Source organism: Kocuria sp. CPCC 205258, from assembly GCF_040981005.1.
Classification (GTDB): Bacteria; Actinomycetota; Actinomycetes; order Actinomycetales; family Micrococcaceae; genus Kocuria; species Kocuria rosea.
In genome coordinates, this window is the sequence record NZ_JAVKPS010000008.1 from 113,568 (window position 1) to 132,502 (window position 18,935).

Genomic DNA, 18,935 nt, shown 5'->3' on the forward strand with positions numbered 1-18,935 from the left:
CGGGCTCAGAGCAGGGAGCGCAGGATCCGGGCGACGCCGTCCTCGTAGACCGTGTGCGTCACCTCGTGGCACGCGGCCGCGACCTCGTCCGGGGACTGGCCCATGGCCACGCCGCGGGCGGCCCAGTCGAGCATCTCGATGTCGTTGCGGCCGTCGCCGACGGCGACCGTGTGGGACGGGTCCACGCCGAGCCGGCGGCGGATCTGCTCCAGGGCGCTGGCCTTGGAGACGCCGTTGGCGGCGATGTCGAGCCAGGCGCTCCAGCCCACGGAGTACGTGACGCCGTGCAGCCCGGCCTCGTCGATCGCCCGGGCGAACTCCTCCGGGGTGTGCTCCGTGCTGTACACCACCATGCGCACGGCCTTCATCCGCGCCAGCTGGTGCAGGTCCACGCCGATCGCCTCGATGCCGAAGGACGCGTCCTGGAAGCGCTCCGTGGAGTAGAAGGACCCGTCCTCGGTCTCGAGGGCGAACTTCGCGGTGGGCAGGCGCTGCTCGAGGGCCTCGAGGGCCTGGCCGGGGTCGAAGGAGACGCACTCGAGCACCCGGTGGTACGCCGGCAGCTCCGGGTCCAGCTCGAGCGTCATGCCACCGTTGGAGCACACGGCGTAGCCGCGCTCCTGGCCGATGAGCTCCACCACGGGCAGGGTCGCCCCCTTGGAGCGGCCGGTGGAGATGACCACGTGGTGGCCGGCCGCGAGCACGGCCTGGGCCGCCTCGCGCACCGGGCGGGACATGTGGCCGTCGTGGTCGACGAGCGTGCCGTCGACGTCGAGGGCCACCAGGTACTGGACGCCCGCCTCCTTCTTCCAGCCGTTCGAGCGGGGAGGCTGGACCTTGAGGGGGATCCGGACGTCGGCGGCGGAGCGCGCGGGCGCGGTGGTGCCGCCGGCCGTGTCGCTGAGGTCTTCCGAGTGCTCGACCTTCAGCGGGACGGTGGAGTTGATGCCGACGAGTTCGTGCTGGTCCTCGGTGCCAGCGGTCTTTTCTTTTGTCATGCGGGACATGGTGCCACATCACACCGACAGGATGGCCGAGATGTCGATGTGAGATGAACAGGAGCCGAACGCCTCCCGGCGGCTCAGCGCCGGACGGGGATGGTCTCCTGGCCGCGCAGGTAGGGCCGCAGCGCCTCGGGGACGCGCACCGACCCGTCGGCCTGCTGGTGGGTCTCGAGGATGGCGGCCAGCCAGCGGGTGGTCGCCAGCGTCCCGTTGAGGGTGGCCACCGTGCGGGTGCCGCCCTTGCGGACCTTGCCGGCGGCGTCCGTGGTCTCGGGCAGCCGCTCCCGGATGTTGAGCCGCCGCGCCTGGTAGGTGGTGCAGTTCGACGTGGAGGTCAGCTCCCGGTACTTGCCCTGGGTGGGGACCCAGGCCTCGCAGTCGAACTTGCGGGCCGCGGAGGTGCCGAGGTCCCCGGCGGCGGTGTCGATCACCCGGTAGGCGAGCTCGCACTTGGCGAGCATCTCCTCCTCCCACGCGAGCAGCCGCGCGTGCTCCGCCTCCGCGTCCTCCGGGGAGCAGTAGACGAACATCTCGAGCTTGTTGAACTGGTGCACGCGGATGATGCCCCGGGTGTCCCTGCCCCCGGAGCCGGCCTCGCGGCGGTAGCAGGAGGACCAGCCGGCGTAGCGCAGCGGGCCGTCGGAGAGGTCGAGGATCTCGTCGGCGTGGTAGCCCGCCAGGGGGACCTCGGAGGTGCCCACGAGATACAGCTCGTCCTTGCCGACGTGGTAGATCTCGTCGGAGTGGGCGACGTCGAAGCCCGTGCCGCTCATGATCTCGGGGCGCACGAGGTTCGGGGTGGTCATGGGGACGAAGCCGTTGTCCAGCGCCTGGTCCTGGCCCATGAGCAGCAGGGCGGTCTCGAGCCGGGCGACGTCGCGCTTGAGGAAGTAGAACCGGGCGCCGGAGACCTTGGACCCCCGCTCCATGTCGATGCCGTCCACGAGCTCGCCGATCTCCAGGTGGTCCCTGGGCTCGACGCCCTCCGCGGCGAAGTCGCGGGGCTCCCCGACGGTCCGGAGCAGGACGAAGTCGTCCTCCCCGCCCGTGGGGACGCCGTCGAGGACGAGGTTGTCCACGACCGCGACGAGCTCGTCCTGACCGGCACGGGCGGCCTCCGCGGCCGCCTGCGCCTCCTTGACCCGGGCGGCCAGCTCCTTGACCTCGGCGAGCAGCGCCTGCTTCTGCTCGCCCTGGGCCCGGGCCACCTGCTTGCCGAAGGCGTTCTGCTCGGCCCGCAGGGACTCGTACTCGGTGATCAGCCGGCGGCGCTCGACGTCCGCCTCCAGGATCCGGTCGATCAGGGTGTCGTCCGCCCCGCGGGCACGCTGCGAGGCGCGGAAGACGTCAGGGTTCTCACGGAGCTGGTTGATGTCGATCACCCTGACAGGGTACCCAAGTCCTCCGGACGCGACGGGGGTTAGGGTGGAGGCCCGTCGCGATCCGCCCGGCGCCGCGGGCCCGCGGCCCCGTGCCGCGGCGCCACCGCCCCACCGCACGGCGCCACCGGTCCCCGGCGCCGCAGAACCGAGGAGTCCTTCCGTGACCGCCACTCCCGTGGCCCCCAAACGGGTCGCCGTCGTCATCAACCCCATCAAGGCCGACGCGGACGTCGCCCGCGACGCCGTCATCATCGGGTGCCGCAAGGGCGGGTTCCCCGACCCCGTGTTCTACGAGACCGCGGAGGACGACCCGGGCTCCTCGATGGCCCGCGAGGCGCTCGAGCAGGACGCCGACCTCGTCATCGCCGCCGGCGGCGACGGCACCGTCCGGGCCGTGGCGGAGGCGCTGGTCGGCCACGACACCCCGCTGGGCCTCATCCCGCTGGGCACCGGCAACCTCCTGGCCCGCAACCTGGGCGCCGACCTGGGCGATCCCCACCGCAACGTGGACATCGCGCTCTTCGGCGCGGAGCGGGCCATCGACATGGCCACGTTCCGCGTGGAGCTCGAGGACGGGACCGTGGGGGACCACGCGTTCTGCGTCATGGGCGGGGCGGGCTTCGACGCCCAGATCATGACCGACACCCGGGACGAGCTGAAGAAGCTGGTCGGCTGGGCGGCCTACGGGGAGGCCGGAGTCCGGCACCTGATCGCGCCCCCGCGGTGGGCCCGCTTCCGGATCGACGACGGCGAGTGGCAGAGCCGCCGCGTCCGCTCCGTGATGGCCGCCAACTGCGGGATCCTCACCGCGGGCCTGATCCTGGTGCCGCAGGCGAAGATCAACGACGGCCTGCTGGACCTCGTGGTGATGTCCCCGCGCAGCACGCTGGAGTGGGCGCTGATGGCCGCCAAGGTCGTGTTCCGGCAGCGGCGCGACCTGCCCGTGATCGAGTTCTTCGCCGCGAAGAAGGTGCGCGTGGAGTTCCACGAGCCCATCGAGTCCCAGATGGACGGGGACGGCACCGGGCTGATCAACGGGTTCGAGTCCGAGATCCTCCCGGGCGCGCTCTCCGTGCGGGTGCCGCCCTCCCAGGGCGACTGACCCGCACGGGCGCCCGGGCCCCGCGGGTCAGTCGGCGGGATCGGGCCGGCGGCTCAGGCCCGCCACGAACGCGGCCACGAGGGCGAGCACGGCCAGTCCCACGGCCACGAGCGGGCCCTGCCCGCGGTCCGTGACCGAGGCGACCGGCTCCGGGACGACCCGGGAGGCCGGCACGAGGTCGAGGGCGTCGGCGGGCCGGGGGTCCCCGACGACGGGGCTCGGGCCGATCTCGACGCGGACCACCTGGGTGGGCTCGGGCGGCGCGGCCGCCGCGGCCGGCGGCGCGGCGAGCGCGCAGGCCAGGAGGGCCGGGGCGGCGGCGAGGGTGAGGCGGCGGACGGCGGGAGCAGGCATGGTGGCACCTCCGGTCGGGCTCGGTCCCGACCCGGGGGGTCGATCGACACCGGCTGAAGATCGCGGGCACGGACGCGCCCGCACTCCCCATGGTGCATGTATTCGCAATTGCTAACAAGCGGGGGTGCGGTGCGCGTCCTCGCGTTACGCGCCGTCCGGCGCGCCCTGCGCGGGCGGGGTCTCCGGGGCCCGGCGGTCGCGGTCCTGGAGGGCGGCGACCCAGGCGGCCGCCGCGCGGAAGGCGTCGTCGGAGTGGTGCGGGGCCACGGTCGCCACCTTGTGGTCGGCCCGCGGATAGGAGCCGAGGAAGCGTGTGCTGGGACAGACGCGGCGCAGTCCCTCGACGGCGTCCGCCACCCGGGCGTCGAGGATGTGACCGTCGACGTCCACGCTGAAGAAGTACTCCCCGAGGAAGTTGCCCGTGGGCCGCGACTCGATCCGCGAGAGGTTGACCCCCCGGGTCGCGAACTGCTCGAGGATCTCCATGAGGGCCCCGGCGCGGTCCTCCCACAGGGGAATGACGAGCGTGGTGCGGTCCGCGCCCGTGCGCGGCGGCAGGGGCGCCCCGGGCCGGGCCACGAGCACGAACCGGGTGACGGCCGCCCTGTTGTCCCCGATGTCCTCCGCCAGCACCTCGAGCTCGGGGTGCTGCTCGACGACCACGGGCGAGCAGACCGCGGCGTCGAAGCCCGCCCGGGACGCCGGCCCCTCGCGCCCCGCCCCGCCGGGGAGCAGCGCGAGCGCCGCGGCGGCCGTGGAGGACGCCGGGACGTAGTCCACGCCCGGCAGCCGCTCGTCCATCCAGCCCCGCACCTGGGCCCATGCGTGGGAGTGCGTGGAGACCGTGCGGACGTCGGCGAGCGCCGTGCCCGGCGGGGCCACGAGGACGAAGCTGATGGGCACCAGCGCCTCCCGGACGATGCGCAGCTCGCTGCCGGTGGCCACCGCGTCGAGGGTCGCGGTCACGCCGCCCTCCACGGAGTTCTCGATGGGCACCATGGCGGCGTCGACCTCGCCGGAGCGGACGGCCGCGAGCGCCACGGGCACGGAGGACACGGGGAGGCGCTCCGCCTCACGGGCGCCCGCCACGCTCAGCAGCGCGGCCTCGGTGAAGGTGCCGGCGGGGCCCAGGTAGGCGTACCTCAACGGACGTTCGGGGTCTCGCCCGTCTCGGACACCATGGGCTTCTCGGCGTCCATCCACGCCCCCATGCCGCCCAGGACGTTGATGGGGTCGAAGCCGTACTGCTGGAGGTACGCCGTGGCCTTGAGGGACCGGCCGCCGGAGCGGCAGATCACGTACACGTCCTCGTCCACCGGCACCTCGCCGTAGCGCTCCGGGAGCTGCCGGAGCGGGATGTGCTGGGCACCGGCGATGTGCCCGGCCTCCCACTCCTCGTCCTCGCGCACGTCCAGGACGCGTGCGCCCTCGGGGATCTCCTCCACCGAGGCGCTCGGCAGGCTGTCCAGGTTGTCCATCGTCCGGGTCCTCTCGTCGGGAACGGGCTGTCCCGGACCAGCCTAGTCCGCGGGCACGGGGGCCGGTGCGCCCACCCCGCGGGCGGCCGGGGGCTTCCAGGCGGCACACAGAAACGAAACAATCCCTGTATAAATTGTGCCCTCGCCGCCGGGAGTGCCGTGCGGCGGGTCCGACCAGGCACCTCGTCCGGGTGTCCTCGACAGAAGGAAGAACTCCCATGAGCACCAGCGAACCCCGCAGCGCGGGGCCCGACGCCCCGGACCGCGAGGACCACGGCTTCAAGAAGGTCCTCGGCCGCCTCGACGCGATCGCCCTCGGCTTCGGCGCGATGATCGGCTTCGGCTGGGTTATCCTCACCGGCGACTGGCTGGCCGAGGCCGGGACCATGGGCACCGTGCTGGCCCTCGTCACCGGTGGGCTCATCATGGCCGTCGTCGGACTCGTCTACGGCGAGCTCGTCGCCGCCATGCCGTACGCGGGCGGGGAGCACAACTACCTCCTGCGCGGCATGGGCGCCCGGTGGGCCTTCGTCGGGTCCTGGGCCATCACCGGCGGCTACATCACCATCGTGGCCTTCGAGGCCGTGGCGGTCCCCCGCACCCTGCAGTACATCTTCCCGGGCCTGAGCCAGATCCCGCTGTGGACGGTGGCCGGCTTCGAGGTGAACCTGACCTGGGCGCTGGTGGGGTCGCTGACCGCCGTCATCATCACCGCGATCAACATCCGCGGCGTGAAGCACGCCTCCATGGTGCAGATCTTCGTGATCCTCTTCCTGCTGATCGTGGGACTCATGATGATCTTCGGGGCGTTCACCCGCGGCTCGGTCGACACCATGGAGCCGTTCTTCACGAGCGGCACGGCCGGCTTCTTCCTCGTGCTCGTCACCGTCCCGTTCCTGTTCGTCGGCTTCGACGTCATCCCCCAGGTCTCCGAGGAGATGCACCTGCCGGCCAAGCAGCTGGGCGGGACCATCATCGTCTCCGTGCTGCTCGCCGCGGCCTGGTACGTCATGGTCGTGCTCACCACGTCCTCGGCGATGTCCGGCGCGGACATCGCCGGCGCGGACATCGCGGTCGCGGACGCCATGGGAGCCATGTTCTCCAGCACGGCCGTGGCCAACCTGCTCATCGCCGGCGGCCTCGCCGGCATCCTGACGTCCTGGAACTCGCTCCTCATGGGGGCGTCCCGCCTGCTCTGGGCGCTCGGCAACTCCCGGATGGTGCCGCAGTGGTTCGGCCGCCTCCACCCGAAGTACGGCACCCCGGCCAACGCCCTGCTCTTCGTGGGCGCCCTCTCCTTCGTGGCCCCGTTCTTCGGCGCCGAGATGCTGGGCTGGCTCGTGGACTCCGGCTCCCCGTCCATCGTGATCGCCTACGCCCTGGTCTCCGTGGTCTTCGTGATCCTGCGCCGGACCGAGCCCGGCATGGAACGCCCCTTCCGGATCGGCGGCCACGGCCACGGCGGAACGGCGATCGGCGTCCTCTCGGTCGTGCTGTGCCTCGCTCTGATCAGCCTGTACCTGCCCGGGATGCCCGCCTTCCTCAGCGCGCCCGCCTGGACCATCTTCGGGCTGTGGTGGCTGCTCGGGCTCGTGTTCCTGCTGCGCATCCCCACCGGGATCCGGCCGGGCGCCGACGCCGAGCACCGGCTCGTCGCCGAGGTCGAGCGCCGCAGGCAGCGGAGCTGAGACGGCCGCCGCGCCGGGAACCGCCGCGCCGGGCGGTCCCCGGCGCGCCGGGAAGGACAGCGAGGACTGCGGAAGAGGAGGACTGCCCATGGTCACGGTCGCCCAGGTGCTCGGCCTGCCCGGGCTCGGGCTGGAGCCCGTCGTCGAGGCGGCCACCGACCTGCCGGTGAGCTGGGTGGTGACCAGCGAGCTCGCCGATCCCACCCCGTACCTCGAGGGCGGAGAGGTCCTCCTGCTGACGGGCCTCCACACCTCTGCCCGGGCGCACTCCTGGACGGAGTACGTCCGCCGGCTCACGGACCGGGGCGTGGTGGCGCTGGGCCTGGGCGTGGGCGGACGGCTGTCCTACCTCCGCGTGCCCGACGCGCTCGCCGCGGCGTGCCGGGACGCCGGGCTGACCCTGTTCCGGGTGCCCGAGCGCACCCCCTTCCTGGGCATCATCCGCGCCGCGGCCGAGATGCGCGCGGCGGAGGCGCGCACCGCCCTCGAGGCGATGCTCTCCGAGCAGCGGCGCCTGACCCGGGCCGCGGTGGGGCGGAACGGCCCGGCCCGGGTGGTCCGCACGCTGGTGTCGGTGCTCGGCGGCGGGTGGGCGGGCGTCTGCGCGGCGGACGCCCGGATCGTGGAGCGCTCCGGCCCCGGGCTGCCCGAGCTGCCCGCGGGCCGGACGCTCCCCGAGCTCCTCGACCGGCTGCGCCCGGCCGGGCTGCGCGGGTCCCTGAGCGAGTCCGGCCCGGCCGGCGCGGTGGTCGTCCACCCCCTCGGGGTGGACGGCGCCCCCCAGAGCTACCTCGTGGTGGTCCTGCCCGGCCCGGTCGATCCCGTCCGGACCGGCGTGATCGCCACCGCCGTGGCCCTGCTCTCGCTGCACGCGGAGCGCGCGGCGGAGCAGACGCTGTTCCGCCGCCGGGTCCGTGCGGGGGCCCTCGCCCTCCTGCTCAACGGCGAGGTGCGCTCGGCGGACGCCCTGCTGGGGGTGGCGGACGACACGACGTGGTTGACGGCACCCCGGGTGCGGGTGGCCCGCCTGCGCGGCGGCGCCGAGGAGCTGCGGGACGGCGTGCGACGCCTCGAGGCGCAGGCCGCCCACGGCGCGAGACCGGTGCTCGTCGGGGCGCCGGCCACGGAGCCCGGCGGCGAGCAGACCGTCGCGGTGCTGCTGGAGGACCTCCCGGAGCGGCTCGCCGAGGTGCGTGCCGCCGCCGAGGCCTCCGGGCTGCGGGCCGGCATCGGCGGCCCGGCGGCCGTGCACGAGACGGACGCGAGCGACCGGGAGGCCCGCGAGGCGCTGGAGCGCACCACGGACCGTCAGCGCGTCGGCACGTGGGACGACCTCGTGGCGGGCGGCGTCGCCGGTCTCCTCCCGCCCGAGGCCGCCCGGGCCTGGGCGCGGCAGCTGCTCGGCCCCGTCGACGGGGCCGGGCGGCTGTCCCTGCTGCGCACGTTCCTCGCCCACAACGGCAACCGGAGCGGGACGGCCGAGGCCCTGGGGATCCACCGCAACACCCTGCAGCAGCGGCTGCAGGAGGTCGAGGAGGCGCTCGGCCGGTCCGTGGACGACCCGCAGCTGCGCGCGGAGCTGTGGATCGCCCTGCGGCTGTCCGACCGGCCCGACCGAGCGACGCCGTAGCCCGCCGTCGTTCCTCTGTGCACTGTGCACGACGACGTCACGAAGATTCAGCATCCTGCTGGGTCGCCCCGGCGCTAGCCTGGAGCAGTCGGGGGACCGTGGCGGCCCCTCGGCGCCGGCTCCGCCCCGGCTCGGCGTCACCCGGTGACGACGTCCCCGCGGGGGAGCCCGTCCGGAGTCCTACGATGGACGGGCGGGCCCAGTGCTGTCGCCCGCCCGTCCGACGAACCCCCTGACGCAGCGCAGGGCCACCGGTGCCCGGTGGCCCGGCGCGCGTCGAGAAGAGAGGCTGATACATGAGCACCACGGACAAGGCCCCCGCGGCCACCGGCATGAAGGACCGCATCGAGGCGGTCCTCGCCAAGACCCCCACGGGACTGCTGATCGACGGTCAGTGGCGCGACGCCTCGGACGGGGGGACCTTCGAGGTGGAGAACCCGGCCACCGGCGAGGTCATCGCGACCATGGCCTCGGCCACCCGCGAGGACTCCCAGGCCGCGATGGACGCCGCCGCCGACGCCCAGGAGTCCTGGGCCCGCACCCCCGCCCGGGAGCGCTCGGAGATCCTGCGGCGCGCGTTCGACCTCGTGCAGGAGCGCGCCGAGGACCTCGCCCTGCTGATGACCCTGGAGATGGGCAAGCCGCTGGCCGAGGCCGCCGGGGAGGTCAAGTACGGGGGTGAGTTCCTGCGCTGGTTCGCCGAAGAGGCCGTGCGCGACTACGGCCGCTACCTCGACACCCCCGAGGGCAACCTGCGGATGCTGGTCACCCACAAGCCCGTGGGCCCGTGCCTGCTGATCACCCCGTGGAACTTCCCGCTGGCGATGGCCACCCGCAAGGTCGCCCCGGCCGTGGCCGCCGGCTGCACCATGGTGCTCAAGCCCGCACGGCTGACCCCGCTCACCTCCCAGTACTTCGCCCAGCTCATGCTGGACGCGGGCCTGCCGGCCGGGGTGCTCAACGTCGTCTCCTCCGCCTCCGCCGCGGCGGTCTCCGAGCCGATCATGGCCGACCCGCGCCTGCGCAAGGTCTCCTTCACCGGCTCCACCCCGGTGGGCAAGCAGCTGATGAAGCTGGCCACGGACAACGTGCTGCGCACCTCCATGGAGCTCGGCGGCAACGGGCCGCTGATCGTCTTCGAGGACGCCGACGTGGACAAGGCCGTGGCCGGAGCCATGGCCGCGAAGATGCGCAACATGGGCGAGGCCTGCACGGCCGCCAACCGGCTGCTGGTGCACGAGTCGGTCGTCGACGAGTTCGTCGAGAAGATGGCCGCGAAGATGGCCGCGCTCACCGTGGGCAACGGCGTGGACGACGGCGTGAGCGTGGGCCCGATGGTCGAGGCCAAGGCCCGCGACTCCGTCGAGGAGTTCGTCACCGACGCCGTCGAGCGCGGGGCGAAGGTCGTCGTCGGCGGGGCGCGCGTGGACGGGCCCGGCTACTTCTTCCAGCCCACCCTGCTGCGCGACGTCCCCGTCGACGCCCGGGCGGTGACCGAGGAGATCTTCGGCCCCGTGGCCCCGGTCGTCACCTTCAAGGACGAGGACGAGGCCGTGGCCCTGGCGAATGCCACCGAGTACGGGCTGGCCTCCTACGTGTTCACCGAGAACATCTCCCGCGGCCTGCGCATCGGCGACCGCATCGAGTTCGGCCTCATGGGCCTCAACGTCGGGGTGATCTCGAACGCGGCCGCCCCGTTCGGCGGCGTCAAGCAGTCCGGCCTGGGCCGCGAGGGTGGGGCCGAGGGCCTGCACGAGTACACCACCACCCAGTACATCGGTGTGGAGAACCCCTGGGCCAACGTCCCGAACCCCGGCACCGGCACCCCCGCCTGAGGTCCTGACCCGCGTTCCCGCACCGGGACGGCGGTCGTCGCAGGCAGCTGCGGCGGCCGCCGTCCCGTGCCGGGGCACTCCCGCCCGGCGCCCCCGACCGTTCCGTCCCGTCCTCACCGTCCCGTCCCCACCGAAAGGAGATCTCGTCGTGACCGAGATCCAGTACCGGCTCGAGCAGGTCCGTCGCCTCGACGGCGCCCTCCCGGGCCCCAAGTCCCGCGAGCTGTCCGAGCGGCGCGCCGCGGCCGTCGCCTCCGGAGTCGCCTCCTCCGTGCCCGCCTACGCCGCGGACGTGGACGGCGGGATCGTGCTCGACGTCGACGGCAACCAGCTCGTCGACCTCGGGTCCGGCATCGCCGTGACCAGCGTGGGCGCCTCCGCCCCCGCCGTGGTCGCCAAGGTGCAGGAGGCCGTGGCGCACTTCACCCACACCTGCTTCATGGTCACCCCGTACGAGGGCTACGTGGCCGTCGCGGAGAAGCTCGCCGAGCTCTCCCCCGGCGACCACCAGAAGAAGGCGGCGCTGTTCAACTCGGGCTCCGAGGCCGTCGAGAACGCCGTGAAGATCTCCCGCGTGCACACCGGCCGCCAGGCCGTGGTCGTCTTCGACCACGCCTACCACGGGCGCACGAACATGACCCTCGCGATGACCGCCAAGGTGATGCCCTACAAGCAGGGCTTCGGCCCGTTCGCCGGCGAGGTCTACCGCGTGCCCGTGTCCTACCCGTTCCGGGACCCGGAGGGCATGACCGGCGCCGAGGCCGCCCGCCGCGCGCTGCTCCAGGTGGAGAAGCAGGTCGGCGCCGAGAACGTGGCCGCCGTCGTGATCGAGCCCATCCAGGGCGAGGGCGGGTTCATCGTGCCGGCCGACGGCTTCCTGCCCGCGCTGTCCGAGTGGTGCACCGACAACGGCGCCGTGTTCGTCGTCGACGAGGTGCAGTCCGGCATCGCGCGCACCGGCGAGTGGTTCGCCGTGGACCACGAGGGCGTCGTCCCCGACCTGATCACCGTGGCCAAGGGCGTGGCCGGCGGCATGCCGCTGTCCGGCGTGGTCGGCCGCGCCGAGATCATGGACTCCGTCCACGCGGGCGGCCTCGGCGGCACCTACGGCGGCAACCCCGTGGCCTGCGCCGCCGCCCTCGGCGCGCTGCAGACCATCGAGGAGTGGGACCTCGTGGCCCGCGCCCGCCGGATCGAGGAGATCATCCGGGAGGAGATGGCCCCGGTGGCCGAGGAGACCGGCACCGTGGGCGAGATCCGCGGCCGCGGGGCCATGATGGCGCTGGAGTTCGTCCGGCCCGGCGGCACGGAGCCCGACGCCGACGCCGCCAAGGCGATCGCCGCGGAGTGCCTCGCGCAGGGCGTCATCATCCTGACCTGCGGGACCTTCGGCAACATCGTGCGCCTGCTGCCCCCGCTCGTCATCGGCGAGGAGCTGCTGCGCGACGGCCTGCAGGTGCTCGCCCAGGCCGTCCGCAACGCGGCGGCCTAGGCGAGCTCGAGGGGTCTCGTTCAGCGCCACCCTCCCGCCGCGCCGAGGGGTCTCGTTCGCACGGTCAGTCAGTCACATTCCGTCCGGACGGGCCCCCTCGGCGCGGCGGGCGGCCGGTCGCGGCCCCTTGCCCCGCGCACCCCGGCTCGGCCCCGTCACCGGCGGTGCGCGACCCCCATGGCCTCCCACACCAGGGCGACCGCCACCGGCACCCGGCCCCGCGTCGTCGTCGTGTGCCGGTGCAGGTCGTGAGCGCAGATCCGGAGCTCCCGCCACCCCGCCGACTCCGTGGCCCGCAACCGCCTGATGTCCAGCACTCGCTGCTCCGCCCGGTCGTGGTGGGCACCCTCGTACTGCAGGCTCAGCCGGTGGCTCTCCAGGGCGAGGTCGGGCTGCGCCAGCAGCGTCCCGTCGGGCCCCAGCAGGGGATGGTCGAGCACCAGGCCCCGGATCCCGTGGTCCTCGAGCAGCAGCCGCAGCCGTGTCTCGCCGGGCGAGTCCGACCCCACCCGCATCCGCTCGACCGCGGCGCGGGCCGTCCGGATGCCACGCCGCCCGGCGTGCGCCCGCACCCCGGTCTCGAGCTCGTCCGGCCGGCACACCGCGGCCACGGCCCGGCGGATCCCGTGGCGGTGGGCGTCGACCAGCCCGTCGGCGAGCACCGCTGCCTCCGTCACCGTGAGTTCGGCGCAGACGTCCAGGAACGTGCGCACCGGTGACGTGACGGCCACCCCGTGGACGCGGACCACCTCGTGCGGACCGAGGCGTCCCCTCCGGCAGACGACGCCGGGCCGCCTCAGGGCCCTCGAGTCGTCGGCGCGCGTGAGCCACAGCTCCGAGGACCGCTGCCAGGGGTCAGGAACCCGCATCCGGTGGAGCAGCGCCGCGGAGCGGTGGCTGATCACCGTCCCCGGATACCGGCGGGTCAGTGCCCGTGCCGCTTCCAGCAGCGGAGCGGGACAGCCGGCGGGGACCCGCACTCCCCTGCCGACGGGACTGGTGAGGTCGGCGTCCCGGAGCCGGTGCTCCGCGACGCCCAGGGCGAGTGCCTCCTGACGTGAGAAGCCGATTCCACGGAGTTCGGGCGGCAGGGGCCCGGGGTGTCTCATGCCGAGAGCATGACCGACGTGGACGGGCGGAGGAGGGCGCGAGCACACGGAGTGGCGCAGTCTTGCTCTCCCGGACCGTCATCGTGCCCCGGTGGAGTGCGGTTGCGCCGCCCGGCATTCTGCGGCCCCTCCAGGGCGAGGGGGCGGGTTCTGCACGTCGCCATCACCGAGGGGTCGCTGCCGGACCCTCCGCGACGCTGTTTCCCACCGAACGCGACCCCTCGCGCACCGGGAGCGCCGAACGCGACCCCTCGCACACGGTGGAGAGGTCAGCCGGAGCAGCGCTCCTGCAGGCCTCTGACCTCCTGGACCACGCTGATGAAGGAGCGCTCGCCCTGCCGGAAGCCGGCGACGGCCTCACGGACCGAGGTGAGCTGCCCGGACAGCTCGTCCGGGGCGGTGGCCGCGAGCTCGTCGACCTCGGTGAACAGCCCGGCGGGATCGTCCCGCAGCTGCTGCGGCGCGGTGCGCACGGTCTCGAGCACGCGGGCGCACGTCTCCTGGACGGTGGCCGGCGAGGCCCCGCCGGAGTCCGTGGGGGCGCTCGCGGCGGCGGACGCCGTCGCATCCGGCCCGGTGCCGGCCGTACTGTCCCCGTCGGAGGAGGGCGATGAGCAGCCGGCGAGGGCCAGGAGCAGGACAGACGCCGTCGCCGCGCGGATCGCCGCGGGACGGGGCGCACAGGCGGTGGGCACGGGGGTCTCCTGCGGGTCGGGGAAGGTCGGGAACCGGGGCGTGCGGGCACGCCCCGGACAGCCGCCAGCCTACTAGCCTGGGCTCAGCGCCCTGCGGAGCCCCGGAGGGGACCGCGCGACCGTCGGACAGGAGCCTGCCGTGACCTCGATCGGAGACCTCAGCGCCGTGCAGCTGCGGGACGCGCTCGCGCGCGGCGAACTGGGCGCGGTGGAGACCGCCGAGCACTTCCTGGCCAGGATCGAGGCGCGCAATCCGGCCCTGGGGGCCTTCGTCCACGTCGCGGCGGACCTCGCCCTCGACCGGGCGCGCGCGCTCGACGCCCTGCCCGCCGGGGCCGCCCGCGGAGCGCTGCACGGCGTGCCGCTCGCGGTGAAGGACCTGCACGACGTCGCCGGGATGCCCACCACCTACGGTTCCGCCGCCGTGACCGGGCGGCGCGGCGGCGCGTCTGTGGCGGAGGCCGACGACGACCTCGCGGCCCTGCTCGGCGCGGCCGGGGCGGTGTGCCTGGGCAAGACCCAGGTGCCCGAGTTCGGCCTCAACTGCTACTCCGAGAACCTCGTGGCCCCGCCCGCCCGGAACCCGCACGACCCGTCGACGGGGGCCGGCGGCTCCTCGGGCGGCCAGGCGGCGGCCGTGGCGGCGGGGCTGCTCCCGGTGGCGCCGGGCTCCGACGGCGGCGGGTCGGTGCGCATCCCGGCGGCGGTGTGCGGGCTGGTCGGGCTCAAGCCCAACCGCGGCCGGGTGCCCACCGCGGACGCGCAGTCGGACGCCGCTCAGCTCGTGGTGAACGGGCCTCTCGCCCGCACGGCCGAGGACGCGGCGCTGCTGCTCGACGTCCTGTGCGCCCCCGCGCCCGGCCCGGCGCACGGCAACGTGGTGCGGCGGGCGGTCCGCGCCGCCCCGCAGGGGTCCTTCCTGGACGGCGTGCGCGCGGCCCGGCGGGGCGACCTCCCGTGGGGGGACCGGCCCCTGCGGATCGGGGTGAGCACCGCCTCCCCGTTCGACGCCGTCCAGGACATCGAGGTCTCCCCGGAGGCCCGCGCCGCCCTCGACGCGGGCGTCGCCCGGTTGCGGGCCGCCGGGCACGAGGTCGAGGAGGCCGAGCTGTCCTACGACCCCGAGTACCCCGGGGCCTTCTTCGACGTGTGGACCACCTCGATGGGCACGGCCCCGCTGGACGACGAGCAGGCGGGGAGGCTCACCGGCCTCGCGGGGGCCTTCCGCGCCCGCGCCCTGCGCCGGTCGGCGGTCGAGCTGGCCCAGGCCGTGGGCGTCCTGCGCCGGATCGAGCAGGACGTGGTCCGGGCCTACGGCGCCTGGGACGTGGTCCTGACGCCCGCGCTCGCCATGACACCGCGGCCGCTGGGCTGGTACTGGGAGGGCTACGACCTCGCGGACCCCGCGGGCGCGGACCAGGACTACCGGCGCCAGTGCGGGTACACGCCGTGGACCTCGGTCGTGAACGTCGTGGGCCTGCCCGCGGTGACCGTCCCGACGCTGTGGACCCGCGCGGCGGGCGACGACGACGGGCCGGTCGTGCCCATGGGCGTCCAGCTCATCGGCCGCCCGAGCGCGGAGGCGCAGCTGCTCGCCGTCGTCGCCCAGCTCGAGGACCAGGGCCGCCCCGGCCCCCGCGCCGCGGCTTAGGAGTGGCCCAGGGCCTCCTCCTCCGTGTCGGGGTCGTCCGGATCGGTGGCCGCCTGGGGGTCCTCCTCCGGCTCGAAGCCGGTCGCGTTCTCGTCGGTGGTCAGCCCGATGCCCTGCTCGTTGTCCGGGACGGTGCCCTCCGGGCCCTTGCCCGAGCCCTCGGTCGTCCCGCCGGGTGCGTCGCTCATGGTGTCCCTGCCTCCTCGTTCGGTCCTGCCCTGTCTGGTGCCCTCATCCTGTCCCACCGGCCGCGATTCCTCCACCCCCGCGCGGGCCTCCCGCGCGGCACGGAGCACGAAACCTGGCGACCCGATCGCGTGCCAGCCCCCGCGGGCCCGCCGCCCGGCGGTAGGTTGGGCGCCATGACCAATCGTGCGGGCACCGTCGCCCAACCCAGTGACCTCGTCGACCTCGGCAAGCTCCTCGACGCCTACACCGACGTCGTGCCCGACCCCTCGGACCCGGACCAGCGCGTGGCGTTCGGCACGTCCGGGCACCGCGGCTCGTCCCTCAAGGCCTCGTTCAACGAGCAGCACATCGCGGCCATCACGCAGGCCATCGTGGAGTACCGCGCCGGCCAGCGGATCACGGGCCCGCTGTTCATGGGCAAGGACACCCACGCCCTGTCCGGGCCCGCGCAGGACACCGCGCTCGAGGTGCTGGCCGCCAACGAGGTCACCGTCCTGCTGGACTCCCGGGACGGCTACGTGCCCACCCCGGCGCTGTCCCACGCGATCCTGACCCACAACGCGGGCCGGGCGGAGGCGGTGGCCGACGGCATCGTCATCACCCCCTCGCACAACCCGCCCGGTGACGGCGGCTTCAAGTACAACCCGCCCAACGGCGGCCCCGCGGACTCCGACGCCACCGAGTGGATCGCCCAGCGGGCCAACCAGTTCCTCGAGAACGGCATGTCCGGGGTCCGCCGGGTCTCCCTGGAGCGGGCGCGGGCGGCGGAGACCACGGGCGGCTACGACTTCCTCGAGGAGTACGTGCGGACGCTGCCGGAGGTCGTCGACCTCGACGTGGTGCGGGACTCCGGTCTGCACATCGGCGCGGACCCCATGGGCTCGGCCTCCGTGGCCTACTGGGGCGAGATCGCCCAGCGCTTCGGGCTGAACATGACCGTGGTGAACCCGCAGGTGGACCCGCAGTGGGCGTTCATGACCCTCGACTGGGACGAGAAGATCCGGATGGACTGCTCCTCCCCGAACGCCATGGCCTCCCTCATCGGCAACCGGGACAAGTACGACATCGCCACCGGCAACGACGCCGACACCGACCGCCACGGCATCGTGACCCCGGACGCGGGGCTGATGAACCCCAACCACTACCTGGCGGTGGCGATCGACTACCTCTTCCGCGAGCGCACCGGCTGGTCCCCGGACGCCGGGGTCGGCAAGACGCTGGTGTCCTCCTCGATCATCGACCGGGTGGCGGCCTCGCTGGGCCGCGAGCTCGTGGAGGTGCCGGTGGGCTTCAAGTGGTTCGTGCCCGGCCTGATGGACGGCTCGATCGGCTTCGGCGGCGAGGAGTCCGCGGGCGCGTCCTTCCTGCGCCGGGACGGCTCCGTGTGGTCCACCGACAAGGACGGGATCATCCTGGCCCTGCTGGCCTCGGAGATCACGGCCCGCACCGGCAAGACCCCGTCCCAGCGCTACACGGAGCTCACCGAGGAGTTCGGCGCCCCCGTCTACCAGCGCATCGACGCCCCGGCGAGCCGGGAGCAGAAGGCCGCCCTGAAGAAGCTCTCCCCGGCCCAGGTCGAGGCGGACACCCTGGCCGGCGAGCAGATCACGGCGAAGCTGACGAACGCCCCCGGCAACGGCGCGGCGATCGGCGGGCTGAAGGTCACCACGAAGAACGCGTGGTTCGCGGCCCGGCCGTCCGGCACGGAGGACGTCTACAAGATCTACGCGGAGTCGTTCCTCGGCGAGGAGCACCTGCAGCAGGTCCAGCGGGAGGCCAAGGCGCTGGTGGACGGCGTCATCTCCTGACGGGCCCCGGAGGCGGTCCGGGCCGGTCCCGGGGCCGGACCCAGACCGCCTCCGCGGCGAGGACGTCCACCTCGACGACGTCCCCGTCCAGCACCACGGGCACCGCGCGGGACCGGTGCTCGCCGAGCACGAGCTCGGTGCCCGGCCGGATGCCGGCGGTTCCGAGCCGGCGCAGCACGGCCGGATCCGCGTCCGAGACCCGGGCCACCACCACGGGACTGCCCGGGGCGACGTCGGCGAGGAGCACGGCCGGGGCGGACGGCACGGTGCCGTCCCGCCGCGGGATCGGGTCGCCGTGCGGGTCCCGCTCCGGATGGCCCAGGAGGACGTCCAGCCGGGCGACGAACTTCTCGCTGACCGCGTGCTCGAGGACCTCGGCCTCCTCGTGCACCTCGTCCCAGGAGTAGCCCAGGTGGCCGGTGAGGAAAGCCTCGAGGATCCGGTGGCGCCGCACCATCTGGACGGCGACGTCCCGGCCGCGGTCGGTGAGGACGATCCCGCCGTGGGCGGGCCGGCTCAGCAGCCCCTGCGCGGTGAGCTTCTTGACGGCCTCCGACACGGTGGACGGGGACAGGCCCAACCGCTGGGCCAGCCCGGTGGTGGTCACGGCGTCCGAGGACCACTCCTGGGCCAGCCAGACCGTCTTCAGGCAGTCCTGGACGGACCGGTTCAGTTCTTCCGCGCGCACTCCCCCAGGCTAGCGACCCGCAGACGGCGCCGCCCGGCGCCGACCCCGGGCGAGCGGACCGGGGCGCATTATGCACCCTGCGGGCCCCCGGCACGAGGAGAACCGGCCTGGACGCCCCGTGTTGCGAAGTGTGACGGATTCCGGGACCTTCCGGTGGCAGGAGCCTAGCCTGGCAGGAGTGCCCGAGCGGCGACGCCGCCGCCCCGACCCGACGGAAGGAACCCCCATGTCGCTCCACCTGCTCGAGATCGTTCCCGCCTCCGCGTCCAAGGACGCCGTGACCCAGCTCATCGCCACGGTCTCCGAGGCCGTCTCCGCGGCGGGCGCCGAGTTCATCGAGTCCCAGGTCACGGCCGACCACGGACGGGTGTTCGTGATCGTGGAGGCCGACAGCGCCGAAGGCCTCGCCCAGACCGTGCGCACCGCCGCCGGGGACGCCGCCGCGGAGGTCACCGGCCCCGACGCCGTCCGCCTCGTGGGCGCCGAGCTCGACGACATCAAGAAGCTCAAGGGCGATGCGCAGTACCTGGTGGAGTGGGACATCCCCGCCGAGATCACCATGGAGCAGTACCTGGCGCGCAAGAAGGCCAACTCCCCGAAGTACGCCGAGGTCCCCGAGGTCTCCTTCCTGCGCACCTACGTGCGCGAGGACACCGCCAAGTGCCTGTGCTTCTACAACGCCCCCGACGAGGCGGCCGTGGAGCGGGCCCGCCAGGCCGTGGGCACCCCGTTCGACCGGCTGTTCAAGCTCAACGTCTGACGGGCCGCAGCACGCGACGACACGGCGGTCCCCGCGAGCCGGGGGCCGCCGTCGTGCTTCGACGCCCGGG

General features: G+C 74.0%; 17 protein-coding genes. 8 read left to right on the plus strand and 9 right to left on the minus strand.

What is annotated here, in order from left to right; translation table 11 throughout:
- Positions 1–5: 5 nt before the first annotated feature.
- Both RF644_RS14080 and serS read right to left on the minus strand, forming a co-directional pair.
- A complete protein-coding gene (locus tag RF644_RS14080; RefSeq protein WP_109222302.1) occupies positions 6–998 on the minus strand; it encodes an HAD family hydrolase in 993 nt (330 codons plus the stop codon).
- 83 nt (positions 999–1,081) lie between these two features.
- Positions 1,082–2,386, minus strand: coding sequence for a serine--tRNA ligase (gene serS / locus RF644_RS14085; protein WP_017832053.1), 1,305 nt, complete (start codon positions 2,384–2,386; stop codon positions 1,082–1,084).
- 160 nt (positions 2,387–2,546) lie between these two features.
- Between serS and RF644_RS14090 the strand changes: the two genes are divergently transcribed.
- The gene (locus RF644_RS14090) at positions 2,547–3,488 is read left to right on the plus strand and encodes a diacylglycerol kinase family protein (protein WP_368796941.1); all 942 of its coding nucleotides are present in this window, start codon (positions 2,547–2,549) and stop codon (positions 3,486–3,488) included.
- Positions 3,489–3,515: 27 nt separating this feature from the next.
- Here the strand turns inward: RF644_RS14090 and RF644_RS14095 are convergent, their stop codons facing one another.
- From RF644_RS14095 to RF644_RS14105, 3 genes are all read right to left on the minus strand, one after another.
- On the minus strand, positions 3,516–3,842 hold the full coding sequence (locus tag RF644_RS14095; protein ID WP_368796942.1) for a hypothetical protein: 327 nt from the start codon (positions 3,840–3,842) through the stop codon (positions 3,516–3,518).
- Between the two features lie 144 nt (positions 3,843–3,986).
- Positions 3,987–4,988 (minus strand): prephenate dehydratase, encoded by a 1,002-nt coding sequence (gene pheA, locus RF644_RS14100; RefSeq protein ID WP_368796944.1) that lies wholly within the window; start codon positions 4,986–4,988, stop codon positions 3,987–3,989.
- Positions 4,985–5,320: a rhodanese-like domain-containing protein gene (locus RF644_RS14105; protein ID WP_017832057.1), complete on the minus strand. Its 336-nt coding sequence runs from the start codon at positions 5,318–5,320 to the stop codon at positions 4,985–4,987. Before RF644_RS14105 ends, pheA begins: the two co-directional genes overlap by 4 nt.
- 218 nt (positions 5,321–5,538) lie before the next feature.
- On the opposite strand from RF644_RS14105, the gene RF644_RS14110 reads away from it, so the two are divergent.
- From RF644_RS14110 to gabT, 4 genes are all read left to right on the plus strand, one after another.
- Complete coding sequence (locus RF644_RS14110; protein ID WP_368796945.1) at positions 5,539–7,008, plus strand: APC family permease; 1,470 nt, start codon at positions 5,539–5,541, stop codon at positions 7,006–7,008.
- Positions 7,009–7,096: 88 nt separating this feature from the next.
- The gene (locus tag RF644_RS14115; protein ID WP_368796946.1) at positions 7,097–8,638 is read left to right on the plus strand and encodes a PucR family transcriptional regulator; all 1,542 of its coding nucleotides are present in this window, start codon (positions 7,097–7,099) and stop codon (positions 8,636–8,638) included.
- Positions 8,639–8,934: 296 nt separating this feature from the next.
- Complete coding sequence (locus tag RF644_RS14120; RefSeq protein WP_368796947.1) at positions 8,935–10,473, plus strand: NAD-dependent succinate-semialdehyde dehydrogenase; 1,539 nt, start codon at positions 8,935–8,937, stop codon at positions 10,471–10,473.
- 148 nt (positions 10,474–10,621) lie between these two features.
- Positions 10,622–11,965 carry a 4-aminobutyrate--2-oxoglutarate transaminase gene (gene gabT, locus RF644_RS14125; protein WP_368796948.1) on the plus strand — a complete coding sequence of 448 codons (1,344 nt, stop codon included), beginning with the start codon at positions 10,622–10,624 and terminating at the stop codon, positions 11,963–11,965.
- Between the two features lie 155 nt (positions 11,966–12,120).
- Here gabT and RF644_RS14130 read toward each other — a convergent pair whose 3' ends face one another.
- Positions 12,121–13,074, minus strand: coding sequence for a hypothetical protein (locus RF644_RS14130; RefSeq protein ID WP_368796949.1), 954 nt, complete (start codon positions 13,072–13,074; stop codon positions 12,121–12,123).
- A 269-nt stretch (positions 13,075–13,343) separates the two neighbouring features.
- Positions 13,344–13,769: a hypothetical protein gene (locus tag RF644_RS14135; protein ID WP_284562725.1), complete on the minus strand. Its 426-nt coding sequence runs from the start codon at positions 13,767–13,769 to the stop codon at positions 13,344–13,346.
- A 139-nt stretch (positions 13,770–13,908) separates the two neighbouring features.
- On the opposite strand from RF644_RS14135, the gene RF644_RS14140 reads away from it, so the two are divergent.
- A complete protein-coding gene (locus RF644_RS14140) occupies positions 13,909–15,420 on the plus strand; it encodes an amidase (protein ID WP_368796950.1) in 1,512 nt (503 codons plus the stop codon).
- On the opposite strand, the gene RF644_RS14145 is transcribed toward RF644_RS14140, so the two are convergent.
- Positions 15,417–15,608 carry a hypothetical protein gene (locus RF644_RS14145; protein ID WP_284562727.1) on the minus strand — a complete coding sequence of 64 codons (192 nt, stop codon included), beginning with the start codon at positions 15,606–15,608 and terminating at the stop codon, positions 15,417–15,419. The two genes, RF644_RS14140 and RF644_RS14145, sit on opposite strands and share 4 nt — an antisense overlap.
- A gap of 174 nt (positions 15,609–15,782) precedes the next feature.
- Between RF644_RS14145 and pgm the strand changes: the two genes are divergently transcribed.
- Positions 15,783–17,417, plus strand: a complete 1,635-nt coding sequence (pgm, locus tag RF644_RS14150; protein ID WP_144836458.1) for a phosphoglucomutase (alpha-D-glucose-1,6-bisphosphate-dependent) — start codon at positions 15,783–15,785, stop codon at positions 17,415–17,417.
- On the opposite strand, the gene RF644_RS14155 is transcribed toward pgm, so the two are convergent.
- The gene (locus tag RF644_RS14155; protein ID WP_368796951.1) at positions 17,407–18,105 is read right to left on the minus strand and encodes a metal-dependent transcriptional regulator; all 699 of its coding nucleotides are present in this window, start codon (positions 18,103–18,105) and stop codon (positions 17,407–17,409) included. The two genes, pgm and RF644_RS14155, sit on opposite strands and share 11 nt — an antisense overlap.
- A 226-nt stretch (positions 18,106–18,331) precedes the next feature.
- On the opposite strand from RF644_RS14155, the gene RF644_RS14160 reads away from it, so the two are divergent.
- Positions 18,332–18,865, plus strand: coding sequence for a DUF4242 domain-containing protein (locus RF644_RS14160; RefSeq protein WP_017832068.1), 534 nt, complete (start codon positions 18,332–18,334; stop codon positions 18,863–18,865).
- Positions 18,866–18,935 lie beyond the last annotated feature (70 nt).

Excerpts from the sequence above, each read along its gene's own strand:
- RF644_RS14080 (WP_109222302.1), bottom strand. The coding sequence starts at position 998 with ATGACAAAAGAAAAGACCGCTGGCACCGAGGACCAGCACGAACTCGTC.
- RF644_RS14095 (WP_368796942.1), bottom strand. The coding sequence starts at position 3,842 with ATGCCTGCTCCCGCCGTCCGCCGCCTCACCCTCGCCGCCGCCCCGGCC.
- RF644_RS14105 (WP_017832057.1), bottom strand. The coding sequence starts at position 5,320 with ATGGACAACCTGGACAGCCTGCCGAGCGCCTCGGTGGAGGAGATCCCC.
- RF644_RS14110 (WP_368796945.1), top strand. The coding sequence starts at position 5,539 with ATGAGCACCAGCGAACCCCGCAGCGCGGGGCCCGACGCCCCGGACCGC.
- RF644_RS14115 (WP_368796946.1), top strand. The coding sequence starts at position 7,097 with ATGGTCACGGTCGCCCAGGTGCTCGGCCTGCCCGGGCTCGGGCTGGAG.
- RF644_RS14120 (WP_368796947.1), top strand. The coding sequence starts at position 8,935 with ATGAGCACCACGGACAAGGCCCCCGCGGCCACCGGCATGAAGGACCGC.
- RF644_RS14130 (WP_368796949.1), bottom strand. The coding sequence starts at position 13,074 with ATGAGACACCCCGGGCCCCTGCCGCCCGAACTCCGTGGAATCGGCTTC.
- RF644_RS14145 (WP_284562727.1), bottom strand. The coding sequence starts at position 15,608 with ATGAGCGACGCACCCGGCGGGACGACCGAGGGCTCGGGCAAGGGCCCG.
- pgm (WP_144836458.1), top strand. The coding sequence starts at position 15,783 with ATGACCAATCGTGCGGGCACCGTCGCCCAACCCAGTGACCTCGTCGAC.
- RF644_RS14160 (WP_017832068.1), top strand. The coding sequence starts at position 18,332 with ATGTCGCTCCACCTGCTCGAGATCGTTCCCGCCTCCGCGTCCAAGGAC.